We start from the raw sequence: 15,604 nt of genomic DNA, 5'->3' as shown, positions 1-15,604 counted from the left end.
AACCACTCACGACGTGATGGAGAAACCGCCCGCGCCCGCCCAGTCGAGCGCGAACGTCGGCGCGACGCCGAGCAGGAGCGTCACTACCACACCCAGCGTGATGGCCGCCGTGGTGAAGGTGCCCGGCACGCTGACGGTGGGGCCGTCCTCGGCGGGCTTGGAGAAGTACATCAGCACGACCACGCGCAGGTAGAAGAACGCCGCGACCGCGCTGAACACCAGACCGATCACCACCAACGGCGCCATCCCGTCGGACAAAGCCGCCGAGAACACCACGAACTTGCCCACGAACCCACTCGTCAACGGGATACCGGCGAGGGCGAAGAGCAGGAACGTGAACACGGCCGCCAACACGGGGGAACGCTTCGCCAGCCCCGCCCACGCCGACAGGTGCGTGGCCTCACCGCTCCCGTCGCGCACCAGCGACACCACACCGAACGCGGCCAGCGTGGTGAAGCCGTACGCGAGCAGGTAGAACAGCGTGCCCGAAAGGCCCTCGTCGGTCAGCGCCATCGTCCCCACCAGCAGGAACCCGGCGTGCGCGATGGACGAGTACGCGATCATGCGCTTGACGTCGGTCTGCGTGAGACCCAGCACCGCGCCGATCAGCATCGACACGATGGCCACGCCCCACAGCACGCCGCGCCACTCCCAGTGGGTCGACTCGAAGGCCACCGTCAGCACCCGCAGCATGCCGCCGAACGCCGCCACCTTGGTGCACGCGGCCATGAACGCCGTGACCGGGGTCGGCGCCCCCTGGTAGACGTCCGGGGTCCACGTGTGGAACGGGCCGACGGACGCCTTGAACAGCAGACCCACCATGAGCAGGCCGAGCCCGGCGAACAGCAGCGTGTCGGAACGGTCGGTGCCCGCGGTGGCGTTCGCGATGTCCGACAGCCGCACCGAACCGGCGTAGCCGTAGAGCAGCGCGAGACCGTACAGGAAGAAGGCACTCGCAAACGCACCGAGCAGGAAGTACTTCACCGACGCTTCCTGCGACAGCAGGCGCCGCCTGCGCGCCAGCGCGCACATCAGGTAGAGCGGGAGGCTCAGCACCTCGAGCGCCACGAACATGGTCAGCAGGTCGTTGGCCGCCGTGAACGCCATCATGCCGCCGAGCGCGAACAGCGTGAGCGGGAAGACCTCGGTCGACATCGACTGGGTCCTGGCCTGCTCCTTGTCCTGGAAGGTGCCGGGACTGATACCGGCCTCCGCCACGAACGCACCACCCCGCTCGACCGTGCGGTCGGCGATGAGCAGCAACGCCGCCACCGAGAGGGCGAGCAGCGTGCCCCACAAAAACAGCGCGGGGGAGTCGACGGCGAGGGTGCCGCTCAACGTCGTGGTGCCGTGCTCGGGAGCGTCGGGCAGGTACAGCGCCAGGGCCACACCGGCACCGGCGACGGCGAGCAGACTCAGCGCCACCTGCGCCGTCCACCGCTGGTGCCTGGGCAGGAACGCCTCCAGCAACACCCCGACGCACGCCACGCCGAGCACGATCACCAGCGGCATGACGGCCGGGAAATCGATGGCGGGCGCTTCGATCGGTCCCTGCTGGGCGAGATGAAGGTTCAACACGGCTGGGATTACCTTTCCTGCACCGCTTGCAGTGTCGCTTCCACCGACGGTGTCACCGTGTCGAGCACCGGCTGCGGGTAGAACCCGAGGCCGACGATCAACACGACGAGCGGTGCGAGCACCGCGATTTCCTTGCCGGACAGATCACGGATCGCCTTGCGGGTCTCGGTCTTCTCCGGGGCGACCGCCGTGGCGGTGCCTGTCCCACCACCGGCCGGGGTGGCGTCCGGCACGGCGCCGCCGTCCGTGACGTCCACGAGCGCGGCTCCCCGCACCGGGCCGGTCATGATCCGCTGGTACAGCCAGAGCACGTACGCGGCGGCGAGCACCATGCCCACCGTGGCGATGATCGCGTACACCGGGCGCGAGTCGAACGCACCCAGCAGCACGAGGAACTCGCTGACGAACGAGTTCGTGCCCGGCAGGGACAGTGTGGACATCCCGGCCAACAGCAGCATGCCACCGAGGATCGGGGTCAGCTTGAACATGCCGCCGTAGTCCGAGATCCGCGTCGAGGTGCCGCGCGCGGCGACGATGCCGATCACGAGGATCAGCATGCCCGTGGCGAGGCTGTGGTTGAGCATGTACGTCGCCGAACCCACCATGGCCTGCGGCGTGAACGCGAAGATGCCGAGCGCGATGAATCCGAAGTGGGCGATCGACACGTAGGCCACGAACCGCTTCATGTCCTGCTGGCCCGCCGCGAGGATCGAGCCGTAGATCACGCCGAGCACGGCCAGCACGAGCACCAGCGGCGCGAGCTGCACGCTCGCGTCGGGGAACATCGGCAGGCTGTAGCGCAGGAAGCCGAACGTGCCGACCTTGTCGAGCACACCCACCAGCAACACCGTGACGGCGATCGGGGCCTGGCCCGCAGCGTCCGGAAGCCAGGTGTGGAACGGCACGAGCGGCGCCTTGATGGCGAACGCGACGAAGAACCCGAGGAAGAGCCAGATCTGGGTCTCCAGCGGAGCGTCGCTGACCACCGACACCAGCGTGGCCCAGTCGAACGTGCCCTCACCCAGCTCGTCCGCGGCCAGCACGTACGCGCCGATGGCGGAGGCGAGCATGATCAGGCCGCCGAGGAACGAGTAGAGGAAGAACTTCACGGCCGCGTACTGCCGCTTCGGCCCACCGTAGAAGCCGATGAGGAAGTACATCGGCACGAGCATGATCTCGAACAGGACGTAGAACAGGAACACGTCGGTCGCCGCGAACACGGCGACGGTCAACGCCTCCTGCACCAGGACCAGCGACAGGAACCCGCCCGCCGAACGGCCCTCGGGCAGACGGTCCGTGGAGTTCAGCGCACCGATCACCACCGGCACCAACAGCGCGATCACCGCGATCATGACGAGCGCGATGCCGTCGACGCCGAACGAGATGTGCACACCCAGCGCGGGAATCCAGTCGACCGACGTGGCGAGCTGGATCCGGTCGCCACCGGGGTCGTAGGCCAGCCAGGTGGGCACGATCAGCAGCAACTCCGCAACGGACACGGCCAGCGCCACCAGCGTCGCCGCCCGGTCGTTGTTGCGCAGGCCGACCACCGCCAGTGCGCCCACCAGCGGCAGCAGGATCAGGGCAACGAGCCAACTCATGAGAACCTCACCAACAGCAGTGCGGCGACGAGCAGGAACGACCCGCCGAGCATCGACAACGCGTACGACCGCACGAACCCGGTCTGCATCCTGCGCAGGCGGCTGGAGCCGCCACCGAACACCGCGGCGAGCCCGTTCACCGCGCCGTCGACCCCGCGGTTGTCGAGGAACACCGCGAAGCGGGTGAGCCACAGCCCCGGCGTGGCGACGAGCGCCTCGTTCAGAGCGTTGCCGTACAGGTCCTTACGGGCCGCCCGGACGGGCCAGGACACGCGCTCCGGCCGTTCGACCGGGGTCGGCCGCCTGCCGAACAGCGTCCAGGCGAGCAGCACGCCGAGCGCGGACAGCCCCACGGTCAGCCACGGCACCAGTGCGTGCGGGAGGGCGCCGTGCTCGGCCTCGGCCAGCGTGCCCACCGAGGGCACGAGGAACTCGGCGAGCGTGTCGCCCGACATCAGCAAAAAGCCCGCGGCCACCGAACCGACCGCCAGCACGATCATCGGCACGGTCATCACCGGTGGCGACTCGTGCGGGTGGAACTCGCGGCCGTCGGCCGACGTCGTCTCGCGCCAGCGTTCCTTGCCGAAGAACGTCAGCAGTACCAGCCGTGTCATGTAGAAGCCGGTGATGCCCGCGGCCAGCAGCGCGGCGCCACCGAACACCCAGCCGCGCCAGCCTTCCTGACCGAACGCCGCCTCGATGATGGCGTCCTTCGTCCAGAAACCGGACAGGAACGGGAAGCCGATGATCGCGAGGTAGCCGAGACCGAACGTGGCGGCCGTGATCGGCATCTTCTTCGCCAGCCCGCCGAACTTGCGCATGTCGACCTCGTCGTTCATGGCGTGCATGACCGAGCCCGCGCCGAGGAACAGCCCCGCTTTGAAGAAGCCGTGCGTGAGCAGGTGCGCGATGCCCAGCGCGTAGCCGAACGGTCCGAGGCCGACGGCCAGCATCATGTAGCCGATCTGGCTGACGGTCGAGTACGCGAGCACCTTCTTGATGTCGTCGTAGGCGCAACCGATGATCGACCCGAGCAGCAGCGTGAACGCACCGACGATGGTGACGACCAGCCGCCCGTCCTCGGTGAGGTTGTAGATCGGCGCGGCGCGGGCGATGAGGTACACGCCCGCGGTGACCATCGTGGCGGCGTGGATCAGCGCCGACACCGGCGTCGGGCCCTCCATCGCGTCGGGCAACCACGCCTGGAGCGGGAACTGACCCGACTTGCCGCACGCACCGAGCAGCAGCAGGAGCGCGATGGCGGTGATCACGCCCGGCGAGAGATCACCGACGCCCGCGAACACCTCGGTGTAGCTCGTGCTGCCGATGTACTTGAACATCAAAAAGATCGCCAGCGCCAGCCCCACGTCGCCGACGCGGTTCATCAGGAACGCCTTCTTCGCGGCGGTGGCCGCCGACGGCCGGTCCTGGTACCAGCCGATCAGCAGGTACGACGCCAGACCGACGCCTTCCCAGCCCAGGTACAGCATCACGAAGCTGTTGCCGAGCACCAGCACCAGCATCGCGGCGACGAAGAGGTTGAGGTACCCGAAGAACCGGCGCCGCGAGGCGTCGTTCGACATGTACCCGATCGAGTAGATGTGGATCAGCGCGCCCACACCGGTGATCAGCAGGACGAACGTCACCGACAGCGGGTCGATGCGCAGTCCGAAGTCGACCTGCAACGACTCGACGGGAATCCACGAGTAGACCGTCGTGTCGGCGGCCTCGGACAGCGACTCGCTGAAGAACAGCGCCAAGCCGTAGACGAACGACGCGATGACCGTCGCGCAGCCCAGCACGTGCCCCCACGCGTTGGTGCGGTTACCACCGACCAACAACACAAGGGCGCCGAGCGCGGGAAACGCGACCAGCAGCCACGATAGAGCGATCAAGGTAGTTCCCTGTGGTTGGAGGCTAGTACTTCAGCAGGTTGGAGTCGTCGACCGAGGCCGAACGCCGCGTCCGGAAGATCGACATGATGATCGCCAGCCCGACCACGACCTCGGCCGCGGCGACGACCATCACGAAGAACGCCATCACCTGACCGTCGATCGAGCCGTTGATGCGCGAGAACGTCACCAGCGACAGGTTCACGGCGTTCAGCATGAGTTCGATGCACATGAACACCACGACGGCGTTGCGGCGCACGAGGACGCCGACGGCGCCGATCGTGAACAGCAGCGCCGACAGCAGCAGGTAGTACGTGGGGCTCACTTGTCCTCCCCCTCGTCGGAGCCTGCGTCGGAGGTCTCGCGCGCGGTGTCGGAACCGACGAGAGCCTTCGCGCCCGGCTTGTCCGTCTCACCGGCCACCCGCCCGCGCTGCGCCTGCAACCTGGCGGTGGGGGTGGACTCGATGAGCTCGGACAGCGACTCGGGCGCCACCGATCCGTCAGGTAGCAGGGCGGGAGTCGCCACCGAGGTGGACGTGGCGAACACGCCGGGGCCGGGCTTCGGGGACGGCCGCTCGTACTCGCCGCGGAACCGTGCGACGACGAGCTCGCGTTGGCTGCGTTTGCCGCCCTTCACGTGCCGCGTGGTGAACGACAGCACCATGCCCGCCATCGCGGCGGTGATCAGCAGCGCCGCCGTCAACTCGAACGGGAACAGGTAGTCGGTGAAGATGATGCGGCCGAGGCCGCCCGCACCGCCGCCCTCGTCGCTCCACGGGTCGAGCGGCTGCGCCGGGGTGACGTCCACGAAGGCGCGGGTCAGCGAGGCGGCCAGCAGCACGGCGACACCGATGCCGACGAGGCCGGCCAACAGTCGTTGCCCGCGCAGCACTTCGACCACCGAGTCGGACGACTCGCGGCCCACCAGCATGAGCACGAACAGGAACAGCATCATGATCGCGCCGGTGTAGACGATGATCTGGGTGAACCCGAGGAACTGCGCCTGTTGCGTGAGGTACAGCAGCCCGAGCGAGAGCATCGTCAACACGAGCCACAGCGCCGAGTGCACCGCGTTGCGGGCGAACACCATGCCCAACGCGCCCGCCAGCGCGATCGGACCGAGGATCCAGAACGCGATCGCCTCGCCCGTCGACACGGTCGCGCCCGCCTCGGCCTGGGCCAGGACACCGTTCGTCAGCGGCGTGGTCAGCGCCGTCAGAGTCATCCCGGTGGTCATTGCACTGCCTTCTCTCCGGACGTCTCGACCACCTCGCCGGAAGGCACGCCGCGCTGCCGGGCGAGCTCGGGTCCCTTGACGTAGTAGTCCTGCTCGTCGTCACCCAGCCGCATGGGGTGCGGCGGCTGCTCCATGCCCGGCAGCAACGGTGCGAGCAGGTCCTCCTTCGTGTAGATCAGCTTCTGCCGGTCGTCGTCGGCGAGCTCGTAGAAGTTGATCATGGTGAGGGAGCGGGTGGGGCACGCCTCGACGCACAGGCCGCAGCCGATGCACCGCAGGTAGTTGATCTGGTAGTCCTTGCCGTACCGCTCGCCCGGCGAGTAACGGGCCTCCTCGGTGTTGTCCCCGCCCTCGACGAAGATCGCGTCGGCGGGACACGCCCACGCGCACAGCTCACAACCGACGCACTTCTCCAGCCCGTCCGGGTGCCGGTTGAGCTGGTGGCGGCCGTGGTAACGCGGCGCGGCGGGGGCCCCGATCTCCGGGTACTCCTCCGTGGCCACCTTCTTGAACATCATTCCGAAGGTGACGCCGAAACCCTTGATGGGATCAAACATTCCCATCGGTGCTCTCCTTACCTGAGGTGACCGACGCCGGCTCCGCCCGCTCGGCTTCGTCGGCCTTTCCGGCCTCCGACTGTCCGGTCTCGACGGACTTGCGGGTCGAACGCTGTTTCGCCTTCAGCGCCTTCTGGCGGGGGGTCGTCTTGGGCACCGCGAGGTCGAGCGGTGGCAGCGGGTAGTCGCTGCCGGTGACGGGCACCGCGTCCGACTCGGGGGCCTGCTTCTCCGGCAGCAGCAGTGTGAGCAGCACCAGCACGGCGATGATGATGGCGCCCACGACAAGGATCTGCCCCGTGGAGACGTTGCCGTCGGTGCGCAGCGCCCTGATCGCCGAGATGACCAGGATCCAGACCAGGCCGACCGGGATGAGCACCTTCCAGCCGAGCTTCATGAACTGGTCGTAGCGGAACCTCGGCAGCGTGCCGCGCAGCCAGATGAAACCGAACAGCAGGAGCAGCATCTTGCCGAAGAACCACAGCACCGGCCACCAGCCCTGGTTGAGCGGCGAGTCGAGGCCGACGAACGGGAACATCCAGCCGCCGAGGAACAGCGTGGTGGCGAACGCCGAGACGATGACCATGTTGGTGTACTCGGCGAGGAAGAACATCGCGAACTTCATCGAGCTGTACTCGGTGTGGAAACCACCGACGAGTTCGGACTCCGCCTCCGGGAGGTCGAACGGCGCACGGTTGGTCTCACCGACCATCGAGATCAGGTAGATGACGAAGCTCGGCAGCAGCAGGTAGAAGTACCAACCGCTCGCCTGCGCGTCCACGATCTCGCCCGTGGACAGCGACTGCGCGTACAGCGCCACGCCCACGATGGACAGCCCCATCGCGATCTCGTAGGAGATCACCTGGGCCGCCGAGCGAAGACCACCGAGCAGTGGGTACGGCGAGCCGGACGACCACCCGGCGAGCACGATGCCGTACACGCCGACCGAGGCGCCCGCGAGGATCAGCAGCACGCTGACCGGCAGTTCGATCAGTTGCAGCACGGTGCGCTCGCCGAAGATCGTCACCTCGGGGCCGAACGGGATGGCCGCGAGCCCGATCAGGGCGGGCACCACGGTGATGACGGGCGCGAGGAAGTAGATCTTGCGATCGGCCGTGTCCGGGATGATCTGTTCCTTGAACGGCAGCTTGATCGCGTCGGCGACGGACTGGAACCAGCCGCCGGGGCCCACGCGGTTGGGCCCGGGACGGTTCTGCATCCGGCCGATGATCTTACGTTCCCCGACGATGAGGAACACCGTCAGGATCGGGCCGATGAGCAGGATGACGACTGCCTTGAGCAGGATCAACCACAGCGGGTCGTCCGCCAGCAGTTCCGCCCTCGTCATCGGCTCCTGTGCCTGTGCGAGGAAGGGAACCATCGAGGTCGCTGGGCTCACCGTTCACCTCCGGCAGCGATCGAGACCACGGCGCCGTGTCCGACCCCGAGCGTCGCTCGGAGCTTCGAGCCCGGCGAGTTGCCCGGCAGCCACACGACGCCGTCGGGAAGGTCGGCGATCTCCACGGGCAGCGTGACCGACCCCCGGTCGGTGGACACGGTCACCGACGACGGCTCGTCGAGCGAGGCGGCCGTGGCCCGGGAGATCCTGGCGACCACGCGTCGCGCGGTGCCGGCGAGGTGTGGCTCGTCGACCTGGAGCGCGCCGTCGTCGAGCAGTTGCCGCCACGTCGCGAGCAGTGCCTGCCCCGGACCGAGCGACGGCACCGCCGCATTGGGGACGTCCGGGGCCGCGGGGCGTGGGCCGTCCGCGAGTCCCTCGGTGCTCCGGGCGAGGTCACCGGCCGCGGCGGTGGGCGTCTGCGTGAACAGGTCGACGTCCATCTCGACGGCGAGCGTGTCGAGCACCCGGCAGTCGGGCAGCGCTCCGGTGCCGTCGAGCGTCACCGAGAACTCACGCCTGCGGCCCTCCCAGTTGAGGAAGCTGCCCGACTTCTCGTCCACCGGGGCGATGGGAAGCACCACGTCGGCGTGTTCGGTGACCTCGCTGTGCCGCAGTTCGAGGCTCACCACGAACCCGCACCGCCGCAGGGCTTCGCGCGCCAGCTCCGGGTCGGGGAGGTCGGCGAGTTCGACACCGCCCACGAGCAGCCCGTCGAGGTCGCCGCTCCGGACGGCGGTGAGGATGCCGTCCGTGTCGCGTCCCACCCGCGCGGGCAGCGATCCGGCTTCGAGCTTCCACGCGCGCTCCAGCGCCGCGCGGGCCTCGGCGTCGGTGACTGCCGCGCCACCGGGCAGCAACGTCGGCAGGGCCCCCGCTTCGAGGGCCCCTCGCTCCCCCGCCCTGCGCGGCACCCACGCGATCGGGGCTCCCGTGCGCTCGGACAGCCGATGCAGCGCCGAGTACAGGCCCGGCACTTCGGCGGCCCTCTCACCGACGAGCACGACCGAGCCCTCGGCACGCAGTTGTTCGTCGACGTCGGGGGCGTGTTCGGCCAGCCCGTCGAGGGCTCCGGCCTCCGCGCCCGGCGCGCAGGCCAGTAGCTCGCCGAGGGTCTTGCGCACCGCCGGGGTCGTCCACTGACCGATGTGGACCACCTTCGTGCCGTGCTTGCGGGCGCCCTTGCGCAACCGCAGGAACAGCACGGGGGCCTCCTCCTCCGGCTCGAACGCCACGCACAGCACCAGCGGCGCGGTCTCGAGCTGGTCGAAGGTGACTCCGGTCTCCGGCGTGGTGCCCACGACATGGGAGGCGAGGAAGTCCGCCTCCTCCGACGAATGGGCCCGGGCTCGGAAGTCGATGTCGTTCGTGGCCAACGCCGCCCTGGCGAACTTGCTGTAGGCGTAGGCGTCCTCGACCGTCAGCCGGCCGCCGGGCAGCACCCCGACCCCGTGGCCGTCGCGGGCCTTCGCCAGTCCCTCGGCGGCCACGCGCAGCGCCTGCGTCCACGACGCCTGCTCCAGCTCGCCCGTCTCGGGGTTGCGCACGAGCGGGTGGCGGATGCGGTCGGCCGCTCCGGCGTAGCGGAACGCGAAGCGGCCCTTGTCGCAGAGCCACTCCTCGTTGACCTCCGGGTCGTCGCCCGCGAGGCGACGCATCACCTTGCCGCGCCGGAAGTCGGTGCGCATCGCACAACCCACCGAGCAGTGTTCGCACACGCTCGGCGACGACACGAGGTCGAACGGCCGCGAGCGGAACCGGTACTGCGCGCTGGTCAGCGCCCCCACCGGGCAGATCTGGATGGTGTTGCCGGAGAAGTACGACTGGAACGGCGTGCCGCTGCTGGTGTGCGATGCGGCATCGAGCACGTCCGCCGTCTCCGAAGTACCGATCTGCTGCTGCGCACCGCGCTCCAGCAGGTCGATGAAGGAGTCGCCCGCGATCTGGGCCGAGAACCGCGTGCAGCGCTGGCACAGCACGCAGCGCTCGCGGTCGAGCAGCACCTGCGTGGAGATCGGCAGCGGCTTCGGGAACGTGCGCTTGCGGTCGCGGAACCGGGACTCGGGCCGCCCGTGCGCCATCGCCTGGTTCTGCAGCGGGCACTCGCCGCCCTTGTCGCAGACCGGGCAGTCCAGCGGGTGGTTGATGAGCAGCAGCTCCATCACGCCCTGCTGCGCCTTGTCCGCGACGGGCGAGGTGCGCTGGGTCTTCACCACCATGCCGTCGGCGACGGTCATCGTGCACGACGCCTGCGGCTTGGGCATCGGACGGCCGTTCATCTCGACCTCGACCAGGCACTGCCGGCACGCGCCCGCCGGGTCGAGCAGCGGGTGGTCGCAGAACCGCGGGATGACGGTGCCCAGTCGCTCCGCCGTGCGGATCAGCAACTCGCCCTTGGGGGCGATGACCTCCTCACCGTCGATGGTGAGCTTGACGTGGCCCTCCGGAACCGGGGTCTTGTCCTTCGAGGCCGCCTCGGGTGCGATGGTCATGATGCTCCCACCAATTCGGGCGAGCGCGCCCGGTTCTTCTCACACAGTTCGACGAACTCGTCGCGGAAGTACTTGATGGCGCTGGTGATGGGGCTCGTCGCACCGTCACCGAGCGCGCAGAACGAGCGGCCGAGGATGTTGTCGCAGATGTCGAGCAGCGTGTCGATGTCCTCTTCCGTGCCGTGACCTTCCACCATGCGTTCGAGGATCTGCGCCAGCCAGTAGGTGCCCTCGCGGCACGGCGTGCACTTGCCGCAGGACTCGTGCTCGTAGAACTGGGTCCACTTCATCACGGCCCACGGCACGGACACCGTCTCGTTGAACACCTGCACGGCCGTGGTGCCGAGCATCGAACCGGCCTCGGCCGCGCCCTCGAAGTCCAGCGGCACGTCGAGGTGCTCGGCGGTGAACAGCGGGGTCGACGAACCACCCGGCGTCCAGAACTTCAGCGGGATGCCGTCCTTCATGCCGCCCGCCATCTCAAGAAGCTGCCGCAACGTGGTGCCGAGCGGGGCCTCGTACTGGCCCGGCCGCTCCACGTGCCCGGAGATCGAGTAGATCTTCGGACCCGGCGACTTCTCGGTGCCCATCCGCCGGAACCAGTCGGCGCCGCCGTTGACGATGTAGGGCACGCTCGCGATGGTCTCGACGTTGTTCACCGTGGTGGGCGCGGCGTAAAGGCCCGCGGCGGCGGGGAACGGCGGCTTGAGCCTCGGCTGCCCACGTCGCCCCTCCAACGAGTCGAGCAGCGCCGTCTCCTCACCGCAGATGTAGGCGCCCGCGCCCGCGTGGACGGTGATGTCGAGGTCGAAGCCCGAGCCGAGGATGTCCCTGCCGAGGTACCCCGCCTGGTACGCCTCCCGCACAGCCGAGTTGAGCCTGCGGATGGGGTGCAGCGCCTCGCCTCGCACGTAGATGAAGCAGCGGTGCGACCGCATGGCGTAGGAGGCGATGACGCAGCCCTCGATGAGCGAGTGCGGGTCGGCCATCATCAGCGGGATGTCCTTGCAGGTGCCCGGCTCGCCCTCGTCGGCGTTGATCACGAGGTAGTGCGGCTTGTCCTCGTTCGGCGGCATGAACGACCACTTCACGCCCGCCGGGAAACCGGCGCCGCCACGGCCGCGCAGCCCGGCGTCCTTCACGAGCTGCACGAGCTGCTCCGGCGTACCGGACAACGCCTTGCGCAACGCCGTGTAGCCCTCGAGCTTCTCGTACGTCGCCAGTCGCCACGACTGCGGCGAGAGCCACCGCTTCGTCAGTACCGGCGTCAACGGATCCGCTGTCATTTCGCCTCCACCTCCGGCAAGGGCGCGTTGTCCGGCATCACCGGCGCCGTCCAACCGCGGTCCGCGGCGAGCTGCGCTCCCCGCAACGTCTCCACGGCCTGCGAGGGTCCGTCCACGTCGGAGCGGAACACGTCCTCCTCCTCGGGGAAGAACCCGGCGAGCTGACGTTCCACGGACTTGAAGTCGGTCAGCGGCGCACCACGTGTCGGCTGCGGCTTCTCACCGCGGCGCAGCGCGTCGACCAGCTCGACCGCCTTCTCCGGGGTCTGGTTGTCGAAGTACTCGTAGTTGACCTGGACGACCGGCCCGAAATCGCAGGCGGCCAGGCACTCCGCGTGCTCCAGCGTGATGGACCCCGGCTCCCCCGGCTCGCCCGATGTCTCCTCGTGGCCCAGGGGTTTGCCGTCCTCGCCGAGGTGCTCGGACAACGTGCGGTAGATGTCGTCACCGCCCAGGACAGCGCACAGCGTGTTGGTGCACACGCTCACGAGGTGCTGCCCGCACGGCCTGCGCTTGTACATCGTGTAGAAGGTGGCGACCGCGCTGACCTCGGCCTCGGTGAGGTCGAGCTGCCGGGCGCAGAACGCGATGCCCTCCTGGCTGACGTAGCCCTGCACCGACTGCACCAGGTGCAGCATCGGCAACAGCGCCGAACGCGACTGCGGGTAACGCGCCGCGAGTTCCTTCGCGTGGGCGTCGATGTCGGGGCCGAACGGGTCGGAGAGCCGCGACTCCGTCAGGGCCTCCTCGTCGGTGACCGGCGAGATGGCCCTGACGTCGACGTCGTCGGAGGCGGCGGCGTAGGTCCGCTCGGCAGGCTGCGAACCGGGCTTCGGTGTCTCCGACGGCTGCTGCGACGGTGTGGTCATCGGTCCACTCCCCCCATCACCGGGTCGATCGAGGCGATGGCCGCGATGACGTCGGCGACGAGGCCGCCTTCCGCCATGGCGGGCATCGATTGCAGGTTCACGAAGCTCGGTTCCCTCACGTGGACGCGAAGCGGCCGGGTGCCGCCGTCGGACACGAGGTGGAAGCCGAGCTCGCCTCGCGGCGACTCCACGGGGCAGTACACCTGGCCCGGCGGGACCCGGAAGCCCTCGGTGACCAGCTTGAAGTGGTGGATGAGCGACTCCATCGACTGGCCCATGATCTTGCGGACGTGTTCGAGGGAGTTGCCCATGCCGTCACTGGAGATGGACAGCTGCGCGGGCCACGCGATCTTGCGGTCCTCCACCATCACCGGCCCGGGCTCCAGCATCTTCAGCACCTGCCGGACGATCCGCAGGGACTGGTGCATCTCCTCCACACGCAGGAGGTAGCGCGCCCAGCAGTCGGCGTCGGTGGACGTGGGCACCTCGAACTCGATCTCGTCGTATCCCGAGTAGGGCTCCACCTTGCGCAGGTCCCACGGGATTCCGGCCGAGCGCAGCACCGGCCCGGTGACGCCCAGCGCCAGGCAGGCGTCCAGCGGGAGGAAGCCGACGCCCTTCAGGCGGTTGCGCCAGATCGGCTGCCCGGTGAACAGCTTGTCGTACAGCGGGAGGCGCTTGTCCATCACCTTGCAGAACTCGGTGACCTTGGCGTGGAAGTCCTCCGGCATGTCCTGCGCGAGCCCGCCGGGCCGGATGAACGCGTGGTTCATGCGCAGGCCCGTGAGGTGTTCGAGCAGGTGCAGTACCTCCTCGCGCTCACGGAAACCGAGTGTCATGGCGGTGGTGGCGCCGAGCTCCATGCCGCCCGTGGCGATGTAGACGAGGTGCGAGGCGATGCGGTTGAGCTCCATGAGCATGATCCGCAACAACTGCGCGCGACGGGGCACCTCGACGCCGAGGAGCTTCTCCACCGCCATGCAGTAGCCCATCTCGTTGAACAGCGGCGAGAGGTAGTCCATGCGGGTCACGAACGTGACGCCCTGGGTCCACGTCCGGTATTCGCAGTTCTTCTCGATCCCGGTGTGGAGGTAGCCGATCACCGACCGGAGCTGGGTGACGGTCTCGCCCTCCATCTCCAGTACGAGCCGGAGCACACCGTGCGTGGACGGGTGCTGCGGTCCCATGTTGATGACCATGCGTTCGGCGTGGGTGGCGTCGGAGAGGACGTCGTCCCAGTCACCGCCCGAGACCGTGTAGACACGACCTTCGGTGGTGTCACGGTGTTCGGCGTAACGGGTGCTCTCCGTGCTGGTGCTGCCCTCGGCCGTGGTGTCGGTGCCGGTGCTCGCGTCGGCGATGCGGTCGCTCGTGGTCATGAGTAGGACCTCCGCGTGTCGGGCGGCGGGATTTCCGCGCCCTTGTACTCCACCGGGATTCCGCCCAGCGGGTAGTCCTTGCGCTGTGGGTGGCCTTCCCAGTCGTCCGGCATGAGGATTCGGGTCAGCGCCGGGTGCCCGTCGTAGACGATCCCGAACATGTCGTAGGCCTCCCGCTCGTGCCAGTCGGCCGTCGGATAGACCTCCACAATGGACGGCAGGTGCGGGTCGTCGACATCCAGCGTGACCTCCAGCCGGATTCGCCGACGGTAGGTCATCGACAGCAGGTGGTACACCGAGTGCAGCCGCTGCGGGACGTCGGCTCCGTAGTCCACACCGGACACCGAAACGCACATCTCGAACCGCAGTCCCGCGTCGTCGCGCAGGGTCCGGCAGATTTCGAGGAGATGTTCGCGCCGCACGTAGAACGTGATCTCGCCGCGGTCGACGGTGACCTGCTGGATCGCCTCGGCCGGAATCCCGTTGTCCGACAACGCGGCGAAGAACTCGTCGGCGAAGGAGTCGAACCAGCCGCCGTACGGCCGTTCGGCGGGCGGCGGCGAGTACGCGGGCAGGCGCAGCCCACCGTATCCCGAGGTGTCCCCGCTGCCCGACACCCCGAACATGCCGCGGCGTTCGCGACCCGCGACCACCGGCTCGACCGGCCTTGCCGGCTCCGAGCCCTGCGGGCGCAGGCCGTTCTCGCTGTGTTCGGCGCTCGACAACTCGTCGCCGGTCTCTGGCTTCTCGTCAGGCATGCCCATCACTTTTTCGCGTACTTGATCGACGACGGGATGATCTCCGTCTGCTTCCCGCTCGCGGCACGCAACGCCGCCCGCCGGGGACCCATGGGCTCGTCCTGCACCTTGGCGTGCAGCTTGAGGATCGCGTCGAGCAGCATTTCCGGCCGCGGCGGACATCCGGGCAGGTACATGTCGACCGGGACGATGTGGTCGACCCCCTGCACGACGGCGTAGTTGTTGAACATCCCGCCGGAGGAGGCGCACACGCCCATGGCGAGCACCCACTTGGGCTCGGCCATCTGGTCGTAGATCTGGCGCAGGACCGGAGCCATCTTCTGCGTGACCCGGCCCGCGACGATCATGAGGTCGGCCTGCCGAGGCGTGGCGCTGAAGCGCTCCATGCCGAACCGCGAGATGTCGTAGCGCGACCCACCGGTGGTCATCATCTCGATGGCGCAGCAGGCAAGGCCGAACGTGGCGGGCCACATCGAGTTCTTGCGTGCCCAGTTGACCACGCCCTCCAGCGTCGCCAGCAGGATTCCGTTCGGGAGCTTCTCTTCGAGACCCAT

At 68.5% G+C, this 15,604-nt stretch carries 13 protein-coding genes; all 13 read right to left on the bottom strand.

What is annotated here, in order from left to right:
• Positions 1 to 6 precede the first annotated feature (6 nt).
• From nuoN to SACCYDRAFT_RS01925, 13 genes are read right to left on the bottom strand one after another with little or no spacing between them, the layout of a single operon-like run.
• On the bottom strand, positions 7 to 1,578 hold the full coding sequence (gene nuoN, locus SACCYDRAFT_RS01985; RefSeq protein ID WP_005453111.1) for an NADH-quinone oxidoreductase subunit NuoN: 1,572 nt from the start codon (positions 1,576 to 1,578) through the stop codon (positions 7 to 9).
• Between the two features lie 8 nt (positions 1,579 to 1,586).
• Positions 1,587 to 3,179 (bottom strand): NADH-quinone oxidoreductase subunit M, encoded by a 1,593-nt coding sequence (locus SACCYDRAFT_RS01980; protein WP_005453110.1) that lies wholly within the window; start codon positions 3,177 to 3,179, stop codon positions 1,587 to 1,589.
• Positions 3,176 to 5,074: an NADH-quinone oxidoreductase subunit L gene (gene nuoL, locus SACCYDRAFT_RS01975; RefSeq protein ID WP_005453109.1), complete on the bottom strand. Its 1,899-nt coding sequence runs from the start codon at positions 5,072 to 5,074 to the stop codon at positions 3,176 to 3,178. Before nuoL ends, SACCYDRAFT_RS01980 begins: the two co-directional genes overlap by 4 nt.
• Positions 5,075 to 5,096: 22 nt before the next feature.
• Positions 5,097 to 5,396 carry an NADH-quinone oxidoreductase subunit NuoK gene (gene nuoK / locus SACCYDRAFT_RS01970; protein WP_005453108.1) on the bottom strand — a complete coding sequence of 100 codons (300 nt, stop codon included), beginning with the start codon at positions 5,394 to 5,396 and terminating at the stop codon, positions 5,097 to 5,099.
• Complete coding sequence (locus SACCYDRAFT_RS01965; RefSeq protein WP_005453107.1) at positions 5,393 to 6,310, bottom strand: NADH-quinone oxidoreductase subunit J; 918 nt, start codon at positions 6,308 to 6,310, stop codon at positions 5,393 to 5,395. The genes nuoK and SACCYDRAFT_RS01965 overlap by 4 nt, the downstream gene beginning before the upstream one ends.
• Positions 6,307 to 6,873 carry an NADH-quinone oxidoreductase subunit NuoI gene (gene nuoI, locus SACCYDRAFT_RS01960; protein ID WP_005453106.1) on the bottom strand — a complete coding sequence of 189 codons (567 nt, stop codon included), beginning with the start codon at positions 6,871 to 6,873 and terminating at the stop codon, positions 6,307 to 6,309. Before nuoI ends, SACCYDRAFT_RS01965 begins: the two co-directional genes overlap by 4 nt.
• On the bottom strand, positions 6,860 to 8,248 hold the full coding sequence (gene nuoH, locus SACCYDRAFT_RS01955; RefSeq protein WP_198284995.1) for an NADH-quinone oxidoreductase subunit NuoH: 1,389 nt from the start codon (positions 8,246 to 8,248) through the stop codon (positions 6,860 to 6,862). The genes nuoI and nuoH overlap by 14 nt, the downstream gene beginning before the upstream one ends.
• Before the next feature lie 14 nt (positions 8,249 to 8,262).
• A complete protein-coding gene (locus tag SACCYDRAFT_RS01950) occupies positions 8,263 to 10,758 on the bottom strand; it encodes an NADH-quinone oxidoreductase subunit G (RefSeq protein WP_005453104.1) in 2,496 nt (831 codons plus the stop codon).
• Positions 10,755 to 12,044, bottom strand: coding sequence for an NADH-quinone oxidoreductase subunit NuoF (gene nuoF, locus SACCYDRAFT_RS01945; protein WP_005453103.1), 1,290 nt, complete (start codon positions 12,042 to 12,044; stop codon positions 10,755 to 10,757). Before nuoF ends, SACCYDRAFT_RS01950 begins: the two co-directional genes overlap by 4 nt.
• Positions 12,041 to 12,913, bottom strand: a complete 873-nt coding sequence (gene nuoE / locus SACCYDRAFT_RS01940) for an NADH-quinone oxidoreductase subunit NuoE (RefSeq protein ID WP_005453101.1) — start codon at positions 12,911 to 12,913, stop codon at positions 12,041 to 12,043. The genes nuoF and nuoE overlap by 4 nt, the downstream gene beginning before the upstream one ends.
• Complete coding sequence (locus SACCYDRAFT_RS01935; protein WP_005453099.1) at positions 12,910 to 14,292, bottom strand: NADH-quinone oxidoreductase subunit D; 1,383 nt, start codon at positions 14,290 to 14,292, stop codon at positions 12,910 to 12,912. The genes nuoE and SACCYDRAFT_RS01935 overlap by 4 nt, the downstream gene beginning before the upstream one ends.
• Positions 14,289 to 15,056 carry an NADH-quinone oxidoreductase subunit C gene (locus SACCYDRAFT_RS01930; protein WP_005453098.1) on the bottom strand — a complete coding sequence of 256 codons (768 nt, stop codon included), beginning with the start codon at positions 15,054 to 15,056 and terminating at the stop codon, positions 14,289 to 14,291. Before SACCYDRAFT_RS01930 ends, SACCYDRAFT_RS01935 begins: the two co-directional genes overlap by 4 nt.
• Entirely contained in the window at positions 15,056 to 15,604 is a 549-nt protein-coding gene (locus SACCYDRAFT_RS01925) for a NuoB/complex I 20 kDa subunit family protein (protein WP_005453097.1), read from the bottom strand. The genes SACCYDRAFT_RS01930 and SACCYDRAFT_RS01925 overlap by 1 nt, the downstream gene beginning before the upstream one ends.

The organism is Saccharomonospora cyanea NA-134 (assembly GCF_000244975.1).
Taxonomy (GTDB): Bacteria; Actinomycetota; Actinomycetes; order Mycobacteriales; family Pseudonocardiaceae; genus Saccharomonospora; species Saccharomonospora cyanea.
The sequence above is the reverse complement of the archived record's forward strand: the minus strand, read 5'-3'. Positions and strand labels throughout refer to the sequence as shown.

Bases quoted from the DNA above. Each gene is read 5' to 3' on its own strand.
- SACCYDRAFT_RS01980 (WP_005453110.1), bottom strand. From the start codon at position 3,179: ATGAGTTGGCTCGTTGCCCTGATCCTGCTGCCGCTGGTGGGCGCACTG.
- SACCYDRAFT_RS01965 (WP_005453107.1), bottom strand. From the start codon at position 6,310: ATGACCACCGGGATGACTCTGACGGCGCTGACCACGCCGCTGACGAAC.
- nuoI (WP_005453106.1), bottom strand. From the start codon at position 6,873: ATGGGAATGTTTGATCCCATCAAGGGTTTCGGCGTCACCTTCGGAATG.
- nuoH (WP_198284995.1), bottom strand. From the start codon at position 8,248: ATGGTTCCCTTCCTCGCACAGGCACAGGAGCCGATGACGAGGGCGGAA.
- SACCYDRAFT_RS01950 (WP_005453104.1), bottom strand. From the start codon at position 10,758: ATGACCATCGCACCCGAGGCGGCCTCGAAGGACAAGACCCCGGTTCCG.
- nuoF (WP_005453103.1), bottom strand. From the start codon at position 12,044: ATGACAGCGGATCCGTTGACGCCGGTACTGACGAAGCGGTGGCTCTCG.
- nuoE (WP_005453101.1), bottom strand. From the start codon at position 12,913: ATGACCACACCGTCGCAGCAGCCGTCGGAGACACCGAAGCCCGGTTCG.
- SACCYDRAFT_RS01935 (WP_005453099.1), bottom strand. From the start codon at position 14,292: ATGACCACGAGCGACCGCATCGCCGACGCGAGCACCGGCACCGACACC.
- SACCYDRAFT_RS01930 (WP_005453098.1), bottom strand. From the start codon at position 15,056: ATGGGCATGCCTGACGAGAAGCCAGAGACCGGCGACGAGTTGTCGAGC.
- SACCYDRAFT_RS01925 (WP_005453097.1), bottom strand. From the start codon at position 15,604: ATGGGTCTCGAAGAGAAGCTCCCGAACGGAATCCTGCTGGCGACGCTG.